We start from the raw sequence: 21,619 nt of genomic DNA, 5'->3' as shown, positions 1-21,619 counted from the left end.
TTATATTTTTGGGATTTTATATAGAAATTTATTTCAGCGTTTTAGCGTTTTTAACATTTTGATCTGTCAATGCCAAAGCCAATACTTCACTCATTTCTTTTACATAATGAAAGGTCAGCCCTTCTAAATATTCCGCTTTTATTTCGTCAATATCACTTTTGTTTTCGTGACATAGGATAATCTCTTTGATGTTGGCTCTTTTTGCTGCTAAGATTTTCTCTTTAATTCCACCTACCGGCAAAACTTTTCCACGAAGTGTAATCTCTCCCGTCATAGCAAGACTTTTCTTTACTTTCTTTTGCGTTAACAAAGAAACCAAAGAAGTCAACATGGCAATACCGGCACTTGGACCGTCTTTTGGTGTAGCTCCTTCCGGAACGTGTAAGTGAATGTTGTATTTCTGGAACAACTCAACACTAAGACCTAATTTCTTAGCATTTGCTTTGATGTATTCTAAAGCAATTGTAGCCGATTCCTTCATTACATTTCCTAGATTTCCTGTAATGGTAAGAGCTCCTTTCCCTTCAGAGATCAAAGATTCAATAAATAAAATATCTCCTCCAACACTTGTCCAGGCCAAACCTGTTACAACTCCTGCAACATCGTTATTTTCGTATTTATCACGTTCTAATCTTGGCACACCTAAAACAGTTACGATATCTTCGTCTGTAACTTTTTTATTGTATTCCTCTTCCATTGCAACTGCTTTTGCTGCATTACGAATGACCTGAGCGATTTTATTCTCCAGATTACGAACACCGGATTCACGTGTATATCCTTCTACAATTTTCTCCAATTGTTTTTTACCAATTGTCAAATCTTTAGTCGTTAAACCGTGTGCTTCTAATTGCTTTGGAAAAAGGTGTCTTTTTGCAATTTCTACTTTTTCTTCAATCGTATACCCTGACATTTTAATCACTTCCATTCTGTCACGTAACGCCGGCTGAATGGCTGACATATTATTTGAAGTCGCAATAAACATTACTTTAGACAAATCATATCCCATTTCAAGGAAATTATCATAAAAAGAATTGTTTTGCTCCGGATCTAAAACTTCTAATAAAGCAGAAGAAGGATCACCGCTGTTTCCGCTTGAAAGTTTATCAATTTCATCTAAAATAAAAACCGGATTTGATGTTCCTGCTTTTTTCAAACTCTGGATAATTCTTCCCGGCATGGCACCGATATAGGTTTTTCTGTGTCCGCGAATTTCTGCTTCATCACGTAAACCACCTAACGAAATACGCACATACTCACGTCCTAAAGCCTCGGCAACAGAACGACCAATAGAGGTTTTACCAACACCCGGAGGTCCTGTTAAACAAATAATTGGCGATTTCATATCGTTACGAAGTTTCAGTACAGCCAAATGTTCTACCATTCTTTTCTTAACTTCTTCAAGTCCGAAATGATCTTTGTCTAATATTTTCTGAGCGTGTTTTAAATCAAATTTATCTTTAGAATATTCACCCCAAGGCAATTCTAAAAACAACTCTAAATAGTTACGTTGAATCCCGAAATCAGGAGATTGTGGATTCATTCTACGCATTTTCGACAGTTCTTTTTCGAAATGTTTTTGCGTTTTCTCGTCCCATTTTTTAGTTTTTGCTTTCAGCCCCATTTCGTCCATTTCCTCTTCCTGCGAAACGCCACCCAATTCTTCCTGAATGGTTTTCATTTGCTGATGAAGGAAATACTCGCGTTGTTGCTGATCTAAATCAAAACGAACTTTTGACTGAATGTCATTTTTCAATTCTAATTTTTGCAACTCTACATTCATATAACGTAAAGTTTCAAGGGCTCTGTCTTTTAGTCCGTTTATCGATAATAAACCTTGTTTTTCTTTTACCGATAAATTCATATTAGAAGAAACAAAATTGATTAAAAACGATTGACTTTCAATATTTTTAATCGCAAAAGTAGCTTCGGAAGGAATGTTTGGACTTTCTTTTATAATTTGAATAGCCAACTCTTTAACAGAGTCCAAAATCGCTACAAATTCGGTATCATTTTCATCGGGACGTTCTTCTGAAACTTCTTTTATAGTAGCTGTAATATAAGGATCTTCTGAAACGACTTCGTCAATTTCAAAACGTTTTTTTCCTTGTAGAATTACAGTAACATTCCCGTCAGGCATTTTCAGAACACGCAGAATTCTTGCTACCGTTCCGATTTTATGAATATCATCTTTAGACGGATCTTCATCTTCTTCATTAATCTGAGAAACAACACCAATGATTTTTCCACCGGCATTCGCATCATTAATTAATTTTATAGACTTATCCCTTCCTGCCGAAATAGGAATCACAACACCAGGAAATAAAACAGTATTACGCAAAGGCAAGATAGGTAACGAAAGCGGAAGCTCTTCGTTATTCATTTCTTCTTCGTCTTCTGGAGTTAATAATGGAATTAATTCTGCCTCTGAGTCAAATTCTTGAAGTGACAGATTGTCAATAGTAAGTATTTTATGGTTTGACATAATAATATATAAGTCGTTTTGTCATTAAAAGTTCAATCCTAACTGTAGATATGGTCTTAGATATGCTAGTTTTTGGTAAAACAATCCTAAGTATATCCTCCACAAGATAGACCGTAAAAATAGACAATCATTGTGCCAAAACAAATTTATACCTTATTTTTATTGTGTGGATAATCCTAAACCTTCTGACGGCTTTAATAAAAACACAAATCAGGAATAGACAATCAATTACAACCACTCCTACTCCCCAATGAACAACGACTATCAAACAAAAAAAGAATATTTCAGAAAAAAAATAAATTAATTTTCATTGAAACTGTAACAAACCAAAAAAAGCAAAGTCCTTATTAAAAACTAGCAACCATTACTTGAATATAACAAACCAAAATATCGAAGAATTAATCACGCTTTGTAAAGAGAACAATCAAAAAGCACAATTCGAAGTTTACAACCGTTATTGTAAAGCCATGTATAATGTGGCGTACAGAATTGTAAAAGACGAACATTTTGCACAAGACGTCATGCAGGAAGGTTTTTTGAAAGCTTTTACAAAAATTAACGACTATAAGCAGGAAGTTGCTTTTGGGGCGTGGTTAAAAAAAATAATTGTCAATTACAGTATTGATTTTTATAGGAAGAATAATGCTCTTCAAATCGAGGATCTAAGCAAGACACTTTACAAAATTGAGGAAGATGATAGTTTCTTTTCTGAAAGTATTGATTTGAACTCCTTAAAAGTAAAACAGGTCTTAGATGCCATTTTAGGATTAAAAGACAATTACAGAATGGTTTTGACCCTCTTTTTTATTGAAGGTTATGATCAGGAAGAAATTTGCGAAATTTTAAATATCAGCTATGCCAATTGTCGTACCACATTAAGCAGAGCTAAAGAAAATTTACGAAAAAAATTAGAGGAAATATGAAAAAGGAAAATGACAACTTAGAACAATTGTTTAAAAAATTGGAAAATCAGTGGGATGTACAGGAAATAAATCCGGATCACCAACTTGATTTCCTGAATAAACTAAACCATCAAAAGAAACCTAAGAGAAATAATTATGCCGTGTGGGGAATTGCAGCGTCTATTGCCTTACTGATTGGAATATCTGTTTTTTATAACAATGACACGAAGCCAAAGCAGTTTCAATTTGCGTCCAACGAAACCAAACGAACCGATTCTATATTCAATATTTTAATTGATAACGAACTGGTTAAACTAAAAGAAAAAAGTTCGCCTGAAAATGAGCAAATTATAAATGACGCTTTAAAACAGATGAAAGTTTTTGATGCCGATTATCAGAAAATCATAAACGAATTGCAGAAAAATGGTGAAAACAAACAGATTATTTACGCCATGATTAGCAATCTTCAAACCCGAATCTCTTTTTTACAAACGGTTTTACAACGAATAGAAGAAAACGAAAACTTAAAAAATACGACAAATGAAAAAACACTATAACCTCCTGATGCTCTTTCTTTTGATTCCTTTCTTGGGATTTTCAAACGATGAAGGCTACATTTCAAAACAAAAAACAATCAAAAAAACCTATATCGTCAATTCCAATGCCGGAATAGATATTGACAATAAATACGGCAACATCACTGTAACAACCTGGGATGAAGATAAAATTGATCTGGACATTACCATCAAAGTAACCGGAGGGAATGAAAATTGGGTAAACGAAAGATTAAATAGCATAACGGTAGATATTACGGCTTTAAAAGCAATGGTTAGCGCTGTTACGTCGCTTGGAAGTTCTTCTTTTAAAAGCAGAGGAAGCAGTAATAGTTTTGAAATTAACTACGTCATTAAAATCCCGAAAAACGGGACGGTAAAACTTAGTAACAAATATGGAAACATTGTTACAGGAGATTTGGCTTCTACTACTGATATTTTTTGCAAATACGGCAAAGTAGAACTTAGTAAATTAAACGGAAATGCTAATAACATTCAAATCGAGTACTGTCAAAATTCAAGCATTGATTATATTAAAAGCGGAACTATTGAAGCCCGATATTCCGGACTAAAAATCAATGATGCCGGTAAAATTACCCTCGATACCAATTATACAGACCTAGTGATTGGTGATGGACAAAGTGTTAAATACGATTGTAATTACGGTAAATTTAAGTTTGAAAAAATAGGCTCTGTTGCCGGTTCCGGAAATTACCTTACAGTCAATGTCGGCGAACTTTTAAACAGCTTAAGCGCCGATCTGACCTACAGTAAACTAAATGTTGGAATCATAAACGAAAAAGCCAATAACGTGACTGTAACCTCCGAATACTCCGATATTTCGTTGGGTTATGATACCAACTTCGCTTTTGATTTTGATATCAACAACCGATATGGTGGTATTAAAAATGATGGTTCATTAGATATCTCATCTTCAGAAACTAAAAACAGTAGTAAAAGAATAAGTGGCTTTTATAAGAAAAAAGGACAAAATAAAATCGCTGTCAATTCAAGTTATGGCAGTGTAACGTTAACTAAAAAACAATAACCAAAAAAAGTATAAATATGAAAAAATCAATTCAATTATTAGTTTGTGGTGCATTTCTTTTAAGCTTAACAGCTAATGCACAGTCGTCAAATAAGGTAACAGGAAACGGTAAAATAAGTACCGAAACCCGAAATACAAGTGATTATGACGGAATAAAAGTCTCAGGTTCTTTTGATGTAGACCTGGTTTCCGGAAAAGAAGGAAATATTACCCTCAAAGGAGAAGAAAATTTACTGCCCTTGGTGCAAGTTGAAGTTTCAGAAAATACTTTGAAAATTTCCATGAAGAAAAACACCAATATTCGTTCCCGTCAAAAAATACAAATTACGATTCCGTTCGAAAAAATATCTCAAGTGACTTTATCCGGTTCAGGAGATATTCAAACTAAAAACAATATCAAAAACGATAAATTTTCGGCTAAACTTTCGGGTTCAGGAAACTTTAATTTAGGTATCGATTCTAATGATCTGGATCTTAATTTAAGCGGATCAGGAAATGTACGATTGAAAGGAACAGCCAATAATTTTACTACTAAACTATCAGGTTCAGGAGATATAGATGCAGCGGACTTGAAATCAAAAAATGCTGATATCAACATTTCAGGTTCCGGCAACGGTCGTGTTAACTGCAATGAAACTCTAACAGCAAGAGTATCCGGATCCGGTAATATCAAATATGAAGGGAATCCAGAGAAACGTGATGTAAAAGTTTCGGGTTCTGGAAACATTTCCAAAGCATAAAAACAGCTAACTAAAATCATAAAAAGCAATAATTAATAACGTAAAAATCATGAGACATTTAATTATTGCTTTTTTATTAAGCATCGGTTTTCCATGTCTAAGCCAGCAAAAAGCAAACCCAATTAGCGAAAAAGAAATTTTTGCTTCTCTCGATAAAAATGCCGCTACATTACTAACCAATTCAAAGTCTTATTCTGTCTCTATTGGTGTTGTAATAGACGATAAAGTCTACACCAGACATTATGGCGAAATCGACAAAGGAAAAGGAAACAAAGCTACTGACGAGACTCTTTTTGAAATCGCTTCTACCACAAAAATTTTTACAGGGACACTTGTTGCAAATGCAGTCCTGGACGGGAAAATAAAATTAGACGATGACATTCGGAAATATCTGAACGAAGAATTTTCAAATTTGGAGTTTCAGAAAAACCCAATAAAAATTAAAAATCTGGTTACCCACAGAAGCGGGATATTAACTCCTTTTCCGGATACCAAAGAAATTAGACAGGAATACAGCCCTGACAGCTTTCTTGTTCACAAAAACAGACTTGATAAATCGTATACCAAAACCGATTTTTTTACTGCTCTGCGACGTGTAAAAGTGGACACTCTTCCGGGAACAGCCTTTAAATACGGAGCACTGGGCCCTGAATTGTGCGCCCATATTCTGGAGAATGTTTACAAAAAGAACTATCAGGATTTATTACAGCAACATATTTTTGACAAAGCCGGAATGAAATCCACAAAGGTTAAATTGGCTGCTACCGATGTACTTGCCAACGGCTATAATGCAAGCGGATTACTAATGACTCCTTTATCCAGCAATCTTTGGGGCGCTTCTAAGATGCTCAAATCTACTATGAGCGACCTAATTAAATTTATAAAATTTGAACTGGACAGAACTAACAAGGTTGTTACTGAATCCCATCGAAGAATTTATACAAATGGCGATATGGGTTATTTTTGGGAAATTCAACAAGCTCCCGATAAAACTATTGCTTATGCCAAAGATGGAGGCTCTAATGGCACACAAAATATACTTAAAATACACTCAGAGTATAATTTAGGCTTTTCAATTATCATGAATCAAAGTGATAAAGATTCAGGCACACATCTGGAGGCTGCTGCCGAAGGTCTCTTGGCAGATTTAAAACCTGCTACTAAAAATGTTACGCCTTAAAAAATGCAAAGAATTAGCGTAATCTAAAAACCATTCCTTAAAAAAACCGATAATAATGAGACGGACAATTTACATTTTCCTTCTGGTGCTTTCTTGTGCCTTATCTTTTGGTCAGAGCAAAGAAAATACAGTTGAAATAAGTGCTTTAAATAGTTTAAAAGCAAGTACAACATCACTTATGGCCCAACACAATCTAAAGGGCTTAAGTGTTGCAGTATTTGAAAATTACAAAATAATCTGGACAAGCGAATGGGGAATTAAAGCCGCCGATTCACAAGAAAAAATCAATGCAAATACAGCTTTTTCAACCGCCTCCATATCAAAGCCCATTACGGCAATAGTTTGCGCTATTCTGGAAGAAAAAGGTTTAATTAATCTCGATGATCCTATTTCCAACTACCTTAAAAGATGGAAATTACCCGAAAATGACTTCACAAAAAGCAGCAATGTAACCTGGAAACAGCTTTTAGCTCATACAGCCGGAACAAGTCAAGGCGGTTTTGAAGATTATTATCAAGGTGATTCAATTCCAACAATTGTGGAGAGTCTGCAGGGAAAATTATTGCCCAGATCCAAAAAGGAAATTGAGTTTCTTTTTAAACCGGGAACCAATTGGGAATACAGCGGCGGTGGATATGTGATCCTTCAATGTGCTCTCGAAGACCGTCTTGGAAAGCCGTTGGCCCAAATTGTAAAAGAACAGCTGCTTGATCCTTTAAAATTGCAAAACTCAACCATGGTTCAACCTAATGAAAACGGCTTTCTAAGCAATATAGCAAAAGTGCATAATTCAAAAGGAGAAATTATCAAAACCGGAATTCCGATTACGCCACAAGTAGCTCCTTCGGGTTTGTGGTCTACTCCCACTGATCTGGCCACTATTGCCATCGAAATGCAAAAGGCTTTATTGGGAAAAGGAAACACTGTAATTTCCACGGCCGTTGCTCAAAAAGTGACCCAAATCGTGACGTTAAACGGTCCAAGAGGCTGGAGTTACGGCTGGCAACGAAGTTTAGGTTGGGGCAATCAGGATTGGTTTACGCATGATGGCTCTAACACAGGCGTTGGCGGAGAACTTTTAGCCACTATGAAAAAAGGGAACGGAATTGCGATTTTAGCCAATGGTGACAAACCTAATCGTTATCCTTTAATGAGTTATATCACTAAAGAAGTTATAAACAAACTCAATTGGACTATTCCGGTCGATGAACAAACAACCAAAGAAACTCCCTTCGCACTACGTAATGCCATAAAAGGATATTACACCGAAATTCTTTACGGCTATAACCGTCTCGGAACGACAAAAATCTTCGAAGAAAACAAAAAACTATACCTCCATTCCCCTTTCTTCAAAGAAAATTTTGATACCGAAAAAAGCAGAATGTACTACCTAGGCAATAATACTTTTAAGGTTGACAATTACCCAAATAACATTCAATTTAACTTGAATAACAAAAATGAGTTAAAAGGAATCACCATTTCCCGCCAAGGTGATGCGGTTAAAAAACTGGAACTTACATTAGATGAAATCAGGACTCCACAAACTAGGATGATTGAAATTTTTGATAACTCTAAATTTGAAACTGCCGTTGTTGCATTCAAAAAGTTGAGACAAAAATATCCTGATTTTAATTTTGAAGAGGCCATCAACAATTTAGGATACAGTGTTTATAACAAAAAGCAAACCGCTCTTTCTATACAGTTATTTTCACTTAACTGCAGCGAATACCCACAATCTGCTAATGTTTACGATAGTCTGGGTGAAATCTATGAGCTAACCGGAAAATTAGAATTAGCAAAACAAAACTATAAAAAATCATTGGAGCTAAATCCCCAGAACAACAATGCCAAACAGATGATTGCAAAAATTAATACCCTAATGAATCCGTAAAGGATTTATCAGGGTATTACTCTTTATTAAAATAGATTTACAACTGGTCTTTGACCTACTAATTACTTTGAAGTTGCATTTTTTGGAACTCTTCTCAAAAGAAAAATAGATGTTAAGAAGAAAAGAGCTAAAATAACGATTGCCGCACGTGGACTTCCGGTAATTTGATCAATAATTCCGTAAACACACATTCCGATTACGATTCCGATTTTTTCCGCAACATCGTAGAAACTAAAAAACGAAGCTGTATCTTCTGTTTCCGGCAATAATTTCGAATAAGTAGAACGAGACAAAGACTGAATTCCACCCATTACAAATCCTGCCATGGTTGCCATTACATAAAACTCAATTGGTAAAGTGATAAAATAGATCAAAGCACAAAATGTAGCCCAAATACCATTAATTACGATCAGGGTTGGGATATTACCCCATTTATTTGAAGCTTTTGAAGTACAAATTGCACCCACAACGGCTACCAACTGTATGATCAAGATACATTTTATTAAACCAATAGTACCATCTTCTTCTGTCTCCCATTGAATTTCCTGAGCTCCAAAATAAGTAGCAACTAACATAACGGTTTGAACTGCCATACTTGAAACAAAAAACCCTCCCAAGTAACGTTTCAATGGAATATTCTCTTTCATAAGACCCCAAACTTTTTTTAGCTCTTTGAAACCATTAAATATAACATCACGTGATAATTTCTGAGTAGTTTCTTTACTTCCTTTAGGCAAGAAAAAGTAAGTATATTGACTGAACAGAACCCACCAAACACCAACCATGATAAAAGAATATCGCATTGCTTGCATCTTTGCTGCTCCATTTTCTGCCCCCATAATCATCACCAAATTAATAATTAACAAGAGAACACTTCCCACGTATCCTAATGAATAGCCTTTGGCGCTAATTTTATCTTGCTGTTCCGGAAAAGCAATATCCGGAAGATAGGAATTATAGAAGACCAAGCTTCCCCAATATCCTATCAATCCTAAGAAATAGAAAGCCAACCCAACATAAATATTAGCAAGATCGAACCAATACAATCCCATACAGGATAATGCTCCAACATAACAAAAGAACTTCATAAAAGATTTTTTGTTTCCAACGTAATCCGCAATACCGGATAAGAAAGGGGAAATAAAAGAAACAACCAAGAATGCTGCAGCTGTAATAAAGCTAATCAAAGCAGAATTTTTTAAGTGCATCCCAAAAACATCTATATAATGGTTGTCATCTGAGAATAAGCTGTCGTAGAAAATTGGAAATACTGCCGATGCAATGGTAAGTGTATAAACAGAGTTTGCCCAATCGTAAAATGCCCAGGCATTTAGCAATTTTTTATCTCCTTTTTGTAAGTTCTTCATAAAAATGGGTTGGTTAATTAAGCTGCGAATTTATCTCTTTTTTATTAAGAATTCATTATTACAGTATTAAGAACATCATTTTTTATAAAAAAAGAAACGCATCGCACCTTTCAAAGATCAACAAAAATAATAGGGAAAGGCTTATTTTGTTTTAAGTGTATGGTTTTAAGTTATAGCTGTAGGGGCTTCGACTTCGCTCAGCCTGACAATCGGTGCAAATAAAATGGAGACTGAAAACTGAAATGTCCTGTTGAGCAAAGCTGAAGCGCTTCGCTCAACAGGACAATCGTTATAAAAAAAGCAAAGACTAAAAAAACAACCTAAAACCTAAAATGTCAGGCTGAGCGAAGTCGAAGCCCTATTTAATAACTCCTACCTTAAGTGCTGTAGCTTTTGCTTCAGGTATCAATGCTTTTATATTAGCAATCCTTGTAGCGTCAGACGGGTGTGTACTCATGAACTCGGGAGTTGATGCTCCACCTGATTTAGCAGACATTCTACTCCAAAATGCTACTGCATCATCCGGATTATAACCGGCAATTGCCATAAGTGTCAGTCCAATTTTGTCTGCTTCGGTTTCGTTTCCTCTGCTAAATGGCAGCATAACGCCAACCTGCGTACCAAGTCCGTAAGCTTGCGAGAATATTTGTTGTGTTTGTTGTGTTTTTCCGCTGGTAGCTGCTCCCAGAGCAACACTTCCGATTTGTTGCAATTGAGCCGCACTCATTCGTTGTGCTCCGTGATTAGCCAAGGCATGCGAAACCTCGTGTCCCATTACGGTTGCTAAACCTGCATCGTCTTTGGTGATCGGCAAAATACCGGAATACACTACAATTTTACCGCCCGGCATACACCAGGCATTAACTTCTTTATTGTCAACTAACTTGTATTCCCAACGGTAGTCTTTTAAATATTGTGTTTGTCCTAAATACGTCAGGTATTTTTCTGCAGCAGCTTTAATTTTCATACCAACAAGTTCTACCTTTTTAGCATCTGCTGTCCCCGTAATCACTTTATTTTCAGTTAAAAACTGGTTGTATTGCTGAAAAGAAGACGGAAACAATTCACTGTTTGAAACAAAGTTCAAATTTTGCTTTCCTGTAATCGGATTTGTTGCACAGCCCATCATAAGAATAACAGCTGTTCCTCCTAACCAATATTTTTTCATAATTCCTGATATTTAAAGTAACAAAAATACGATTATTATGAAATCCTCATTTACATAATTCAATTAAAATATATCAAAATAGTACTATTCTCCTGTGATGTGGAGTTCGCTGAATTCTTTATTTACTATTAAAAATTGATTTTCTGAGAAGCCAACTTCATCAAATGCTACTTTTTCATTATCAATTTCAATTGCCGTCACTTTAAAAGGCAATCCGATTAAATTGATTTTATACTTGCTGTAATTTGTTTCGAATTTTCCTTCTTTGTGCAACTGCACAATCAGTTCTTTTTCTTTTCCGATTGTTGTGAAAGACAGAAAACTATAGCGTCCTTTTTTATAATCGTAACCGTCTTGAGAATCTTCGTATACAAACGATTTTTCTTTTCCGTTTTTGAAATACAAATCCAATGTCAATTCATCAAACTCTAACTCTCCGACATATTGCTGAACAGGGTATTTTGGAATGATAGCGCCTCCTTTTACAAAAATTGGAATCTCATCAAATTTAGTATCTACCCACACTTCTCTTCCTCCGTTTGAGAACTCATTGGTCCAGTAATTGTACCACTCTCCTCTTGGAATGTACATACGTCTGCCTAACGAATTAGGTTCCAGTATCGGGCAAACTAATATCTGATTCCCAAAGATAAATTCATCATTGCGATAATGGGTTTGTGTATCCTCCTGGTCGTAATAAACAAGCGGTTTTAACATCGGAATCCCTTCTTCAATATACTGCCAGAACATGGTGTACAAATACGGCAATAACTGATAACGAAGACTAACAAATTTTCGGGTAATATTGATCACTTCTTCGTCAAAAGCCCAAGGCTCCTGATTCCCGTGGTCTCCCGAAGAATGCGTTCTGCAAAACGGATGAAATACACCTAATTGAATCCAGCGTGCATACAATTCTCCGGTTGGTTGTTCTGCAAAGCCGCCAATATCAGAACCGGTAAAACCCATTCCTGAAATCGACATTCGTTGTACCTGAATATTAGCAATCCACAAATGTTCCCAAGTGGCAACATTATCCCCAGTCCAGGAAGAGGTATATCGTTGTGCACCGGAATAGGCCGATCTTGTAATCACAAACGGTCGTTTTGGATAAGCAAATCGTTTTACCCCGTGATACGTCGCTCTGGCCATCTGTGTACCATAAATGTTATGCGCTTTTCTATGACTACACGGATTCCCATCATAAACATGACGAACATCCATCGGAAAAGTTTTATTTGGAACCTCCATTACGGCCGGTTCATTCATATCATTCCAAACTCCTTTTACACCAAAGTCCGAAATTAATTCTTTAAATAATCCCGCCCACCATTCCCTTACCGCAGGATTTGTATAATCGGGAAAATTACATTCGCCGGGCCATACTTTTCCTTTCATATAAGGACCATCGGCTCTTTTGCAGAAATAATCTTTCTCTAATGCTTCTTTGTAAACCCAATAGTCTTTGTCGATTTTGATACCAGGATCGATAATTACCACTGTTTTAAAACCATCTTCAGCCAATTCGGCTACCATACGTTTTGGATCCGGAAAATAGTCTTTATTCCAGGTAAAACAGCGAAAGCCTTCCATATAATCAATATCCAGATAAATCGCGTCACATGGAATTTTGAGCTCCCTAAATTTTGAGGTAATTTCTTTTACTTTGCTTTCCGGGTAATAACTCCACTTACACTGATGGTATCCCAAAACCCACAGTGGTGGTAATTCGGGTTTACCAGTCAAATCGGTGTAGGTCGTCACAACATCCTGCATTTGGGGACCATAAACGAAGTAATAATTCATCTCTCCTCCTTCTGCCCAAAAACTCGTAACATTCCTTCTTTCCTGACAAAAATCGAAAAAAGTTCTAAAGGTATTGTCAAAGAAAATCCCGTAGGATTGTTTGTTATGTAAGCCAATATAAAATGGAACTACTTTATATAGCGGATCTTGTTCTTTTTGAAAAGCATATTGATCTGTGGCAAAATTTTCTACTCTTTTGCCTTTTAAATTCATCTGAGTTGCTTTATCTCCTAAACCATAAAAACATTCTCCATCTTTAGAAGACTTACTCATTTTTACGATGTTGCCACCATATTCATAACTTTCTTCCCAATGAAAACCAAGTTCGTCTTCCAAAATAAGAAAATCACTTAAATCATAAATTGACAAACGAAGATCGGCCTTTTGAATTTTGCATTTTACTTTGCTGGTTCTGATTTGAAAATAAGTTGCTTCTTCTGTTAATTCAAGGAAATTATATCCATGTAACTGTGTTTTATCAATTGCATATGAAAAATCAGTACTAAAATACCCTTTTGTAGTAAAGCGAAACCGAATTAAACTGTCCCTGAGAATGGTAACTTTTAAGATTACTTTATTGTCTGTGTGAAAAAAAATGGAATCTCCTTCATGTTCATACGAGACAATTTTTGATGGATATAAATCGCCTTTGTATTCTAATGATGTGTTTGTAATCATATCGCTGATAAATTAATTATAACAATTCTATCTCTTTCAAACATACAAAAAAACTAGTTAAACCTCTATAAATATGAGGTTTATTCACGAAAACGTTTTCTCTGTGGGAGTGAACAATTCCGTCTTAAAAAAGCAAAAAATCGATAATTTACGAGCCAAAAAATGACAAAATCCCATCGTACAAAAACAGACTGATTTTATTCAAAAGAATAAATCGTTACACTCAAAGGTGGCAAGGTCAATTCAATCGAATAATCTCTTCCATCGTAAGGTGATGCTTCTATTTTTAGAGATCCCGGATTACTGATTCCGCTTCCTCCATAACTTTTATCATCACTGTTAAATACCTGCTTTAGTTTCCCTTTCTGGTGAATTCCGATTCGGTACTTTTCCCGTATTACTTGCGTGAAATTGCAAACGACAATCAAATTTTCTTTTGCAACATTTCCTTTTCGAATGTAGGCCAACACCGCATTTTGATGATCCGAATAATTAATCCATTCAAAACCATCATTGTCAAACTGTTTTTCGTACAATGCCGGATGTGATTTATAGAACTGATTTAAATCTGTAATTACTTTTTTTATTCCCGAATGATAATCGTATTGCAATAAATACCAATCAAGGCTTTTTTCGAAATTCCATTCATCACTTTGCCCAAATTCACAACCCATAAACAACAGTTTGGTGCCTGGATGTGTAAACATATACCCGTACAACAAACGTAAATTGGCAAACTTTTGCCATTCATCACCCGGCATTTTATTGGCAATTGATTTTTTTCCATAGACCACTTCATCGTGCGAAAACGGCAACATGAAATTTTCGCTAAAAGCATAGGTCATCGAAAAAGTCAATTCATTCTGGTGGTATTTTCTGTAGACGGTTTCTTTTTGAAAATATTTTAAAGTATCGTGCATCCAGCCCATCATCCATTTCATTCCAAACCCCAAACCTTCTGAAAACACAGGTCTTGACACCATCGGAAAAGAAGTACTTTCTTCTGCAATGGTCTGAACTCCTTCGAAATTAGCGTAAATAACTTCATTAAATTCTTTCAGAAAACTAATGGTCTCGAGATTTTCTCTTCCTCCATAAATATTGGCCTCCCATTCACCCTCTTTTCTGGAATAATCAAGGTACAACATCGAAGCGACGGCATCGACTCTTAGACCATCTGCATGGTAATGTTGCAGCCAGAAAACAGCATTGCTAATCAAAAAGGCCCGAACTTCATTGCGTCCGTAATTAAAAACCAGACTTTTCCAATCCGGATGATAACCTTTTCTGCGATCCGGATGTTCGTATAAATGCGATCCGTCAAAAAAGCCTAAACCGTGTGCATCATCAGGAAAATGAGACGGAACCCAATCTAAAATCACCCCTATTCCGGCCTGATGCAATTTATCGACCAAAACCATAAAATCCTGAGGCTTTCCAAAACGGGAAGTTGGGGCAAAATATCCGGTTAATTGGTACCCCCACGAAGGATCATAAGGGTACTCCATAATCGGCATAAATTCTACGTGTGTAAAACCTGTTTCTTTAACATAAGAAACTAAATCTTCGGCAAGCTCCAAATACGTCAAAAAACGATTGTTTTCTCCCCTTTTCCAAGAGCCTAAATGTACTTCGTAAACCGAATAAGGCTTATCGAGACCATTATGTTCCTGACGCGATTGCATCCAGTTTTCATCCTTCCAGTCATAATTCAAATCCCAGACAACAGAAGCGGTATGCGGTGGTTTTTCGCAGTATAAAGAGAATGGATCAGCCTTTTCGGTTACCACCCCATTTATATTCGATCTAATTTTATATTTGTAAAGTGATCCTTTTTCGATATTGGGAATAAAACCCTCCCAGATTCCGGAAGAATCCCATCGAACCTCTAGCTGATGCTCGTCCTGTGTCCAATAGTTGAAATCACCAACAACAGAAACGGTAGCTGCTGTAGGTGCCCAAACCGCAAAATAAACTCCTTTTACTCCGTCAACTTCTGTCAAATGTGCTCCGAGCTTTTCATACAATCTAAAATGCTTTCCGGCCTTGAACAAATCGATGTCAAAATCAGTAAAAAGAGAGTGCGTAATAACTTTATTCATAATTGGTTTTTAAAGGCAACAATTAGATTCTTTTTTATTCTATTCTAAAATTATCAGAAAGTATAACATCTTTTTTAATGACCACAATTCCGTCTTTGATGCTGTATAATTCATTACTGAAGTTGTCCAAATGTTTTCCTCCGTTAATATGAACATTGTTTCCAATACGTACATTTTTATCGACCAGAACATTTTTTATAAAACAATTTTCTCCAATTCCGACATGAATTTTATTCTTTTCAGTATCCTCTTTCAATTCATCAAGATCCTGATAAAAATCATTCCCCATCACATAACAGTTTTCAAGAATGGTTCCTTCGCCAATTCTGGAACGAATACCAATTACTGAACTCTTAATTTCTTTAGCATTAATAATACATCCCTCAGAAATCAAAGATTGATTGATCGTTGAATTTCGAAATTTAGACGGAGGAAGTAACCTCGGACGTGTAAAAATCTTATTGTCATTATCAAACAAATTAAACTCCGGAATATCTGCTGTCAAGCCAATATTCGCTTCAAAAAACGATTCAATATTTCCAATATCGGTCCAATATCCTTCGTACTGATAACTCAAAATTTTATGTTTACCAACGGCTTGTGGAATAATTTCTTTTCCGAAATCTTTCGTATCCGGATTGGCCATTAACTCTTCTAATAATTTTTTATTAAAGATGTAAATCCCCATAGAAGCCAGGTATTTTTTTCCTTTGGCCTGCATTTGTCCGCTTACTTCCGATTCCCACTGTGGCAAGAGCGAAGCTTCGGGTTTTTCAATAAAAGCTTCAACGCAACTTTCATGATTGGTTTTAAGAATACCAAATTCAGGTGCGTCTTTTGCGTTTACAGGCAGTGTGGCTATAGAAATTTCTGCATTACTGGCAATATGGGCTTCTAACATTTCATTAAAATCCATTTGATACAACTGATCCCCTGACAAAATCAAAGCATGCTCGAAATCATGTTTTTGAAAATGAGCCATACATTGACGCACAGCATCTGCCGTTCCTTGAAACCAAGTAGGATTATCAGGCGTTTGTTCAGCGGCTAAAATATCAACAAAGGACTGACTGAAAATACTGAAATTAAAGGTGTTTTTAATGTGAGCATTCAAAGATGCTGAATTGAATTGTGTCAATACGAATATTTTAAAAATATCAGAATTAATACAATTTGAAATTGGAATATCAACCAATCTGTATTTTCCTCCAATCGGAACAGCCGGTTTTGATCTGGTTTCTGTTAAAGGGAACAAACGTGATCCTTGTCCTCCTCCTAAAATAATGGCAACTACATTTTTCTTTTTAAACTTCATTTTTCTGAATTATTAAGTTGTAAATTTCGATGTATTCCTCACACACCCTTTCCCAGGAATGGTCCGTCCGCATTCCTCTTTCAATTATTTTATTAAAATTTGATTTATCGGCATAAAGTTTAACCGCCCGATTAATCGAGTAACAAATATCCCCCACAGAAGCCTGATCATGACAAATTCCGTTTCCATCATCACCAAAATCAATTACGGTATCACGCAATCCTCCGGTTCTTCTAACTATAGGCACCGTCCCGTAACGCAGCGCATACAACTGATTTAAACCGCAGGGTTCAACACGGGATGGCATTAAGATAAAATCAGAACCCGCATAAATCAAATGCGCTAATTCTTCATTATAACCAATAAAAACATTGTAATACCCTTTATAATCATTCCTCAATTGAACCAACTGAGCTTCTATATCTGAATTTCCGGATCCCAAAATCAGAATATTGATACTTTCAAAATTCTCTGATAAAGCCAACGCCGAAGCCTGAGGCAATAAATCACCGCCTTTTTCTTCAAACAGCCTTCCAATAAAGCTGAACAAAGGTTTTGATGGATCCAATTCGAACTCCTCGCATAACTTTTCTTTATTCTTCTGCTTTCCTGCACCAAAAGTTTCGACCGAATAGTTTTCTACAATCATCTGGTCCTTAGACGGATCCCAGATTTCAATATCAATACCATTTAATATGCCTTTTGACTTGTCCCGAACCTGGTTAAATAACGCTTCCAAACCATTTGCAGAACGGTTAATTTCATCCAAATAACTTGGCGAAACCGTAGTAACCGCGTGTGCACATTTAATACCAACAGCCAAAGAATTTATAGCAGTATTCCATTCTAAAAAGCCGACATGAATTAAATCAAACTCAGGCAAATAATGCAGCTTATCAAAACCAAACCAGCCCTGATACAAGCCGTTATGAATGGTAATTACCGTTTTAACGTTTTTTAATCGCTCATACTTATAGGCATATTTTACTAAAAAAGGAATTAATCCCGTATGATGATCATGACAGTTTATTACATCCGGAACCGTTTCTCGAGCTGTAATCCAATCTAAAGTAGCGATCTGAAAAGATAAAAACCGCTCAATATCATCCTCATAACCATAGATATTTGGGCGATCAAATAATTCTTTGATCTCAATCAGATACAGCTCATAGCCTAACTGCTCTGTTGTCTCTTTTAAAACACTGAATGGAAAATCAAAATTCCCCAATTTAACATTTCCCCAATGAACACATTCAAATTCATTTTCTCTTTTAAATTTAGTATCATAACAAGGCACAACCACACGAACCTGATGACCGGCCTTATTTTGATATTTGGGTAATGCTCCTACAACATCTGCCAGTCCACCAACTTTTGCCATAGGGTAACATTCTGCACTTACATGAAATATTTCCATCCTAAAATTTTAAAAACACATTTACCAAACTAAATTCTTGCTGTTTTTTAAAGCAAAAATTTATTAATTGTACTACTTTTATGTTCTTTAAATTTAAGGAAAAATAACCGAAATCTGCGCTTGAGACAAAATTTACCAATATGACAAAAAAGGCTTCCAATCCTATTCAATCTTTAAAAATTCCCCAGTTTATTATTATATCCTGCAAAATTTGCGCTTTTTTCTCTACAAAATTGACCGTAAAGTATGCTGCAAAACTTTTTACAACCCCCATAAAACACAAGGTTCCTAAAAGAGAACTCGATATGGATCACAAAAGCATTCAACGCACCATTCTTGTTCCGGCAATAAATAAAAACATTGTGGTGTATGAATACGGAAAAAGTGATCGGAAGGTTATACTTGTACACGGTTGGTCGGGACGCGGTACTCAATTATTCAAAATTGCCGACGAACTTTTACGAAAAGGGTATGCTACAGTAAGTTTTGATGCTTCCGCACATGGAAAATCGGATGGAAAAACAACTATAATGTCTGATTTTATAGAATCTGTTTTAGAAATTGAGAAGCTGTATGGCCCTTTTGAGTTTGCTATTGGACATTCATTAGGCGGAATGTCTGTTTTGAATGCAATAAAAGACGGACTAAATGTAAAAAAAGCTGTCGTTATCGGAAGTGGAGATATTGTACAGGATATTTTGGATGATTTTACTTCAAAAGTTGGGTTAAAACCTAAAATGAGTACCCTTTTACGCGATCATTTTGAAAGCCAATATCAGACAAAAATGGATGATTATTCTGCTTACAGAGCTGCTTCTAAAGTTAAAATTCCGGTCTTGGTAATTCACGATAATGATGATCCCGAAGTACCGGTAAAGGCTGCAATTCATATTCACAAACATTTAGAAAACGGAACTTTAGCGCTTACAGATGGTCTGGGGCACCGAAAAATCCTTGGAAATCAAAATGTTATCAAAAAAACAATAGAATTCATCGAAACTACTTAATTTTGTGATAGTTATAATTTTTAATTAGTCACTTTTAAAGAAAAACAGAAATGGATTTATTTGAAGAAACACCAAATTGGGAAGTAAAACTGGAACCAATTTTAAAGAAATACAAAGGTAAAAAGCATCCCTTGGACTATAAAAATACGTATCAGTTACTTGTAATGGTCGTGCTGTCGGCCCAAGATTCTGATGCCAATATAAACACAATTTCGCCCGCTTTATTTGAAAAATTTCCTACACTTGAAAGTTTAGCGTACGCAGATCCCGAAACATTTAAATCGTATATAACCAAGGTTAGAAATTATCCAACAAAATTGCAATGGCTGCTTGATATCGCTAAAACACTACAAAAGGATGATAATATCCCTTTGAATATGAAAGAATTAACAGCTTTAAAAGGCATTGGAAGAAAATCTGCTAATGTGATTTTAAGGGAAACCAACAAACCTGCGGAAGGTATTATTGCAGATTTACATGTTATTCGTGTAGCTCCCAGAATCGGAATAATCAAAGAAGCAAAAGACGGGATTAAAGCAGAAAAAGATCTTATGCTTGCGATACCTAAATCAATTTGGTCTGAAATTGGAATGGCAATTTCCTTCCTGGGAAGAGAAACCTGTAGGCCAAAACCCAAATGTGAGGATTGTTTAATAACTGATTCTTGTCATTATTATACAACTCAAATACAATAGGTCACTGCTATTTCCTTCTTGTATCAATTAAATAAATAATTTTCCAAGTCTCTTCTTTAAACAAAGTAAATGTATTTACTCCTGTATGACTCAATTTACCATTAAGATAAAACTCATAAGGAGCCCAAACATGAGCCATAGATCCGTCTATTTGAATGTTATAATCTAAAATTTTCTCCTTAAAATTGACACTGGCAGGAATTGATACGATCGATTTGTAAAAATCTTTTGCTTTTTCATCAGATAATTTGTTTCCTTTCAGAGAATTCTCACTGATAGACTGCAAAATAATTTTATCCGAACAAACAGACTTAATTTTCATTGAATCTTTTTCATGAAAACCTTCAAAAAATAATTCAATAGACTTTTGGACTTCTTGTTTTTGTGCATTCGTTATTAATCCAATAAATAAAAATACAATAAGGACATATTTTTTCATAAACCGTTCTTTTTTCTTAAACCCCAAACTGAGTCAGATGATGATCCAGATGTTTGGCAAACAGATTATTCCACTCTTTCGAAGTCAGTTTTCCAAAAGAATGTGATTCTTTACCATCAAATTCACTTTCTCCCAATTCCTGAGTTTTAATCAAATACGCAATCAATCTATTTTTTTCGGCCTGAAAATCACGATTCCCTGCAATTATAAATTGTGGCGCTGTTTGATTATTTTTTGAAAAAGGCTTATCACTGACTACTTTATTCTTTACCAATGTCTTAAGAATAAATTTCACAAAGCCACTAGGTTTCGGATGAATCGTATCATAGACCATTTCATACGCTACATTGCAATGAGCAAACATCTGATCTATAGACATTTTACCCCAAAGTCCTTTTGAATCCAAGTTCAACTGATTAATTCGATTAATGAATTGATCACAATCTTCTCTAAGAAAAATATTTTGCATAATTCTACTGTTCTATAGTTAAGTAAAAATATAAAATTTATTCCCAAAATAGTAAATAGGGTTTTAAAGTTGCCCTAATTTTTGCAAAAACTTCTATTTAGCAAGAAAACAAGGTTGCAAAATGGTGTCATATGTACTGTTTTTTACCGCAAGGATCGCAAGGGGTTTACGCAAGGCTCGCAAAGTAAGTCTAAACTGAGCTTACATCACTTATATGGTTTTAAAAAAAAAGTATATAAAACAAAAAACCCTATCCGATTTGGATAGGGTTTTTAAAAGAAAGGCGACGACATACTCTCCCACATAACTGCAGTACCATCTGCGCAGGCGGGCTTAACTACTCTGTTCGGGATGGGAAG

General features: G+C 35.5%; 17 protein-coding genes and 1 rRNA gene. 8 read left to right on the top strand and 10 right to left on the bottom strand.

Going from position 1 to position 21,619, the window contains the following annotated elements; translation table 11 throughout:
• Positions 1-28: 28 nt before the first annotated feature.
• Positions 29-2,482: an endopeptidase La gene (gene lon, locus ACHRV3_RS00090; protein ID WP_047779158.1), complete on the bottom strand. Its 2,454-nt coding sequence runs from the start codon at positions 2,480-2,482 to the stop codon at positions 29-31.
• Positions 2,483-2,850: 368 nt separating this feature from the next.
• Between lon and ACHRV3_RS00085 the strand changes: the two genes are divergently transcribed.
• The 6 genes from ACHRV3_RS00085 to ACHRV3_RS00060 are packed head-to-tail and all read left to right on the top strand — an operon-like array spanning position 2,851 to position 8,797.
• Positions 2,851-3,405: an RNA polymerase sigma factor gene (locus tag ACHRV3_RS00085; RefSeq protein WP_047779159.1), complete on the top strand. Its 555-nt coding sequence runs from the start codon at positions 2,851-2,853 to the stop codon at positions 3,403-3,405.
• Positions 3,402-3,941, top strand: coding sequence for an anti-sigma factor (locus ACHRV3_RS00080; protein ID WP_395436146.1), 540 nt, complete (start codon positions 3,402-3,404; stop codon positions 3,939-3,941). Before ACHRV3_RS00085 ends, ACHRV3_RS00080 begins: the two co-directional genes overlap by 4 nt.
• Positions 3,925-4,986, top strand: coding sequence for a hypothetical protein (locus ACHRV3_RS00075; RefSeq protein ID WP_395436145.1), 1,062 nt, complete (start codon positions 3,925-3,927; stop codon positions 4,984-4,986). Before ACHRV3_RS00080 ends, ACHRV3_RS00075 begins: the two co-directional genes overlap by 17 nt.
• A gap of 17 nt (positions 4,987-5,003) precedes the next feature.
• The gene (locus tag ACHRV3_RS00070) at positions 5,004-5,726 is read left to right on the top strand and encodes a head GIN domain-containing protein (protein ID WP_047779162.1); all 723 of its coding nucleotides are present in this window, start codon (positions 5,004-5,006) and stop codon (positions 5,724-5,726) included.
• Between the two features lie 49 nt (positions 5,727-5,775).
• Positions 5,776-6,906 (top strand): serine hydrolase domain-containing protein, encoded by a 1,131-nt coding sequence (locus tag ACHRV3_RS00065; protein WP_395436143.1) that lies wholly within the window; start codon positions 5,776-5,778, stop codon positions 6,904-6,906.
• 55 nt (positions 6,907-6,961) lie between these two features.
• Positions 6,962-8,797 carry a serine hydrolase gene (locus ACHRV3_RS00060; RefSeq protein WP_395436142.1) on the top strand — a complete coding sequence of 612 codons (1,836 nt, stop codon included), beginning with the start codon at positions 6,962-6,964 and terminating at the stop codon, positions 8,795-8,797.
• 62 nt (positions 8,798-8,859) lie between these two features.
• Here ACHRV3_RS00060 and ACHRV3_RS00055 read toward each other — a convergent pair whose 3' ends face one another.
• The 6 genes from ACHRV3_RS00055 to ACHRV3_RS00030 form a co-directional block, all read right to left on the bottom strand.
• A complete protein-coding gene (locus ACHRV3_RS00055; RefSeq protein ID WP_395436140.1) occupies positions 8,860-10,164 on the bottom strand; it encodes an MFS transporter in 1,305 nt (434 codons plus the stop codon).
• A 358-nt stretch (positions 10,165-10,522) separates the two neighbouring features.
• Positions 10,523-11,332 carry a M48 family metallopeptidase gene (locus ACHRV3_RS00050; RefSeq protein ID WP_395436139.1) on the bottom strand — a complete coding sequence of 270 codons (810 nt, stop codon included), beginning with the start codon at positions 11,330-11,332 and terminating at the stop codon, positions 10,523-10,525.
• An 84-nt stretch (positions 11,333-11,416) separates the two neighbouring features.
• Positions 11,417-13,816, bottom strand: a complete 2,400-nt coding sequence (locus ACHRV3_RS00045) for a glycoside hydrolase family 31 protein (protein WP_395436138.1) — start codon at positions 13,814-13,816, stop codon at positions 11,417-11,419.
• A 197-nt stretch (positions 13,817-14,013) separates the two neighbouring features.
• Positions 14,014-15,918 carry a 1,4-alpha-glucan branching protein GlgB gene (gene glgB, locus ACHRV3_RS00040; RefSeq protein WP_395436137.1) on the bottom strand — a complete coding sequence of 635 codons (1,905 nt, stop codon included), beginning with the start codon at positions 15,916-15,918 and terminating at the stop codon, positions 14,014-14,016.
• 34 nt (positions 15,919-15,952) lie between these two features.
• Entirely contained in the window at positions 15,953-17,233 is a 1,281-nt protein-coding gene (locus ACHRV3_RS00035; protein ID WP_395436136.1) for a glucose-1-phosphate adenylyltransferase, read from the bottom strand.
• Positions 17,223-18,650, bottom strand: coding sequence for a glycogen synthase (locus ACHRV3_RS00030; protein ID WP_395436135.1), 1,428 nt, complete (start codon positions 18,648-18,650; stop codon positions 17,223-17,225). Before ACHRV3_RS00030 ends, ACHRV3_RS00035 begins: the two co-directional genes overlap by 11 nt.
• A 140-nt stretch (positions 18,651-18,790) precedes the next feature.
• Here ACHRV3_RS00030 and ACHRV3_RS00025 point away from each other — a divergent pair, with 140 nt between their 5' ends.
• Together ACHRV3_RS00025 and nth are read left to right on the top strand one after the other, a co-directional pair.
• The gene (locus ACHRV3_RS00025) at positions 18,791-19,657 is read left to right on the top strand and encodes an alpha/beta hydrolase (RefSeq protein WP_395436134.1); all 867 of its coding nucleotides are present in this window, start codon (positions 18,791-18,793) and stop codon (positions 19,655-19,657) included.
• A 50-nt stretch (positions 19,658-19,707) separates the two neighbouring features.
• On the top strand, positions 19,708-20,352 hold the full coding sequence (nth, locus tag ACHRV3_RS00020) for an endonuclease III domain-containing protein (protein ID WP_395436133.1): 645 nt from the start codon (positions 19,708-19,710) through the stop codon (positions 20,350-20,352).
• A 7-nt stretch (positions 20,353-20,359) separates the two neighbouring features.
• Here nth and ACHRV3_RS00015 read toward each other — a convergent pair whose 3' ends face one another.
• The 3 genes from ACHRV3_RS00015 to rrf form a co-directional block, all read right to left on the bottom strand.
• Entirely contained in the window at positions 20,360-20,791 is a 432-nt protein-coding gene (locus tag ACHRV3_RS00015) for a nuclear transport factor 2 family protein (protein WP_395436132.1), read from the bottom strand.
• A gap of 16 nt (positions 20,792-20,807) precedes the next feature.
• Positions 20,808-21,260: a DUF1569 domain-containing protein gene (locus tag ACHRV3_RS00010; protein ID WP_395436131.1), complete on the bottom strand. Its 453-nt coding sequence runs from the start codon at positions 21,258-21,260 to the stop codon at positions 20,808-20,810.
• A gap of 278 nt (positions 21,261-21,538) precedes the next feature.
• Positions 21,539-21,619 (bottom strand): 5S ribosomal RNA (gene rrf, locus ACHRV3_RS00005); the annotation flags it as partial.

Origin of the sequence: Flavobacterium sp. FlaQc-49, from assembly GCF_044005985.1 — a bacterium.
In the GTDB taxonomy this organism is placed as follows: domain Bacteria; phylum Bacteroidota; class Bacteroidia; order Flavobacteriales; family Flavobacteriaceae; genus Flavobacterium; species Flavobacterium cupriresistens.
Note: the sequence above shows the minus strand (reverse complement) of the source record. Positions and strands in the feature narration are given on the sequence as shown.

Excerpts from the sequence above, each read along its gene's own strand:
- lon (WP_047779158.1), bottom strand. The coding sequence starts at position 2,482 with ATGTCAAACCATAAAATACTTACTATTGACAATCTGTCACTTCAAGAA.
- ACHRV3_RS00080 (WP_395436146.1), top strand. The coding sequence starts at position 3,402 with ATGAAAAAGGAAAATGACAACTTAGAACAATTGTTTAAAAAATTGGAA.
- ACHRV3_RS00075 (WP_395436145.1), top strand. The coding sequence starts at position 3,925 with ATGAAAAAACACTATAACCTCCTGATGCTCTTTCTTTTGATTCCTTTC.
- ACHRV3_RS00070 (WP_047779162.1), top strand. The coding sequence starts at position 5,004 with ATGAAAAAATCAATTCAATTATTAGTTTGTGGTGCATTTCTTTTAAGC.
- ACHRV3_RS00065 (WP_395436143.1), top strand. The coding sequence starts at position 5,776 with ATGAGACATTTAATTATTGCTTTTTTATTAAGCATCGGTTTTCCATGT.
- ACHRV3_RS00060 (WP_395436142.1), top strand. The coding sequence starts at position 6,962 with ATGAGACGGACAATTTACATTTTCCTTCTGGTGCTTTCTTGTGCCTTA.
- ACHRV3_RS00055 (WP_395436140.1), bottom strand. The coding sequence starts at position 10,164 with ATGAAGAACTTACAAAAAGGAGATAAAAAATTGCTAAATGCCTGGGCA.
- ACHRV3_RS00050 (WP_395436139.1), bottom strand. The coding sequence starts at position 11,332 with ATGAAAAAATATTGGTTAGGAGGAACAGCTGTTATTCTTATGATGGGC.
- ACHRV3_RS00045 (WP_395436138.1), bottom strand. The coding sequence starts at position 13,816 with ATGATTACAAACACATCATTAGAATACAAAGGCGATTTATATCCATCA.
- glgB (WP_395436137.1), bottom strand. The coding sequence starts at position 15,918 with ATGAATAAAGTTATTACGCACTCTCTTTTTACTGATTTTGACATCGAT.
- ACHRV3_RS00035 (WP_395436136.1), bottom strand. The coding sequence starts at position 17,233 with ATGAAGTTTAAAAAGAAAAATGTAGTTGCCATTATTTTAGGAGGAGGA.
- ACHRV3_RS00030 (WP_395436135.1), bottom strand. The coding sequence starts at position 18,650 with ATGGAAATATTTCATGTAAGTGCAGAATGTTACCCTATGGCAAAAGTT.
- ACHRV3_RS00025 (WP_395436134.1), top strand. The coding sequence starts at position 18,791 with ATGACAAAAAAGGCTTCCAATCCTATTCAATCTTTAAAAATTCCCCAG.
- nth (WP_395436133.1), top strand. The coding sequence starts at position 19,708 with ATGGATTTATTTGAAGAAACACCAAATTGGGAAGTAAAACTGGAACCA.
- ACHRV3_RS00015 (WP_395436132.1), bottom strand. The coding sequence starts at position 20,791 with ATGAAAAAATATGTCCTTATTGTATTTTTATTTATTGGATTAATAACG.
- ACHRV3_RS00010 (WP_395436131.1), bottom strand. The coding sequence starts at position 21,260 with ATGCAAAATATTTTTCTTAGAGAAGATTGTGATCAATTCATTAATCGA.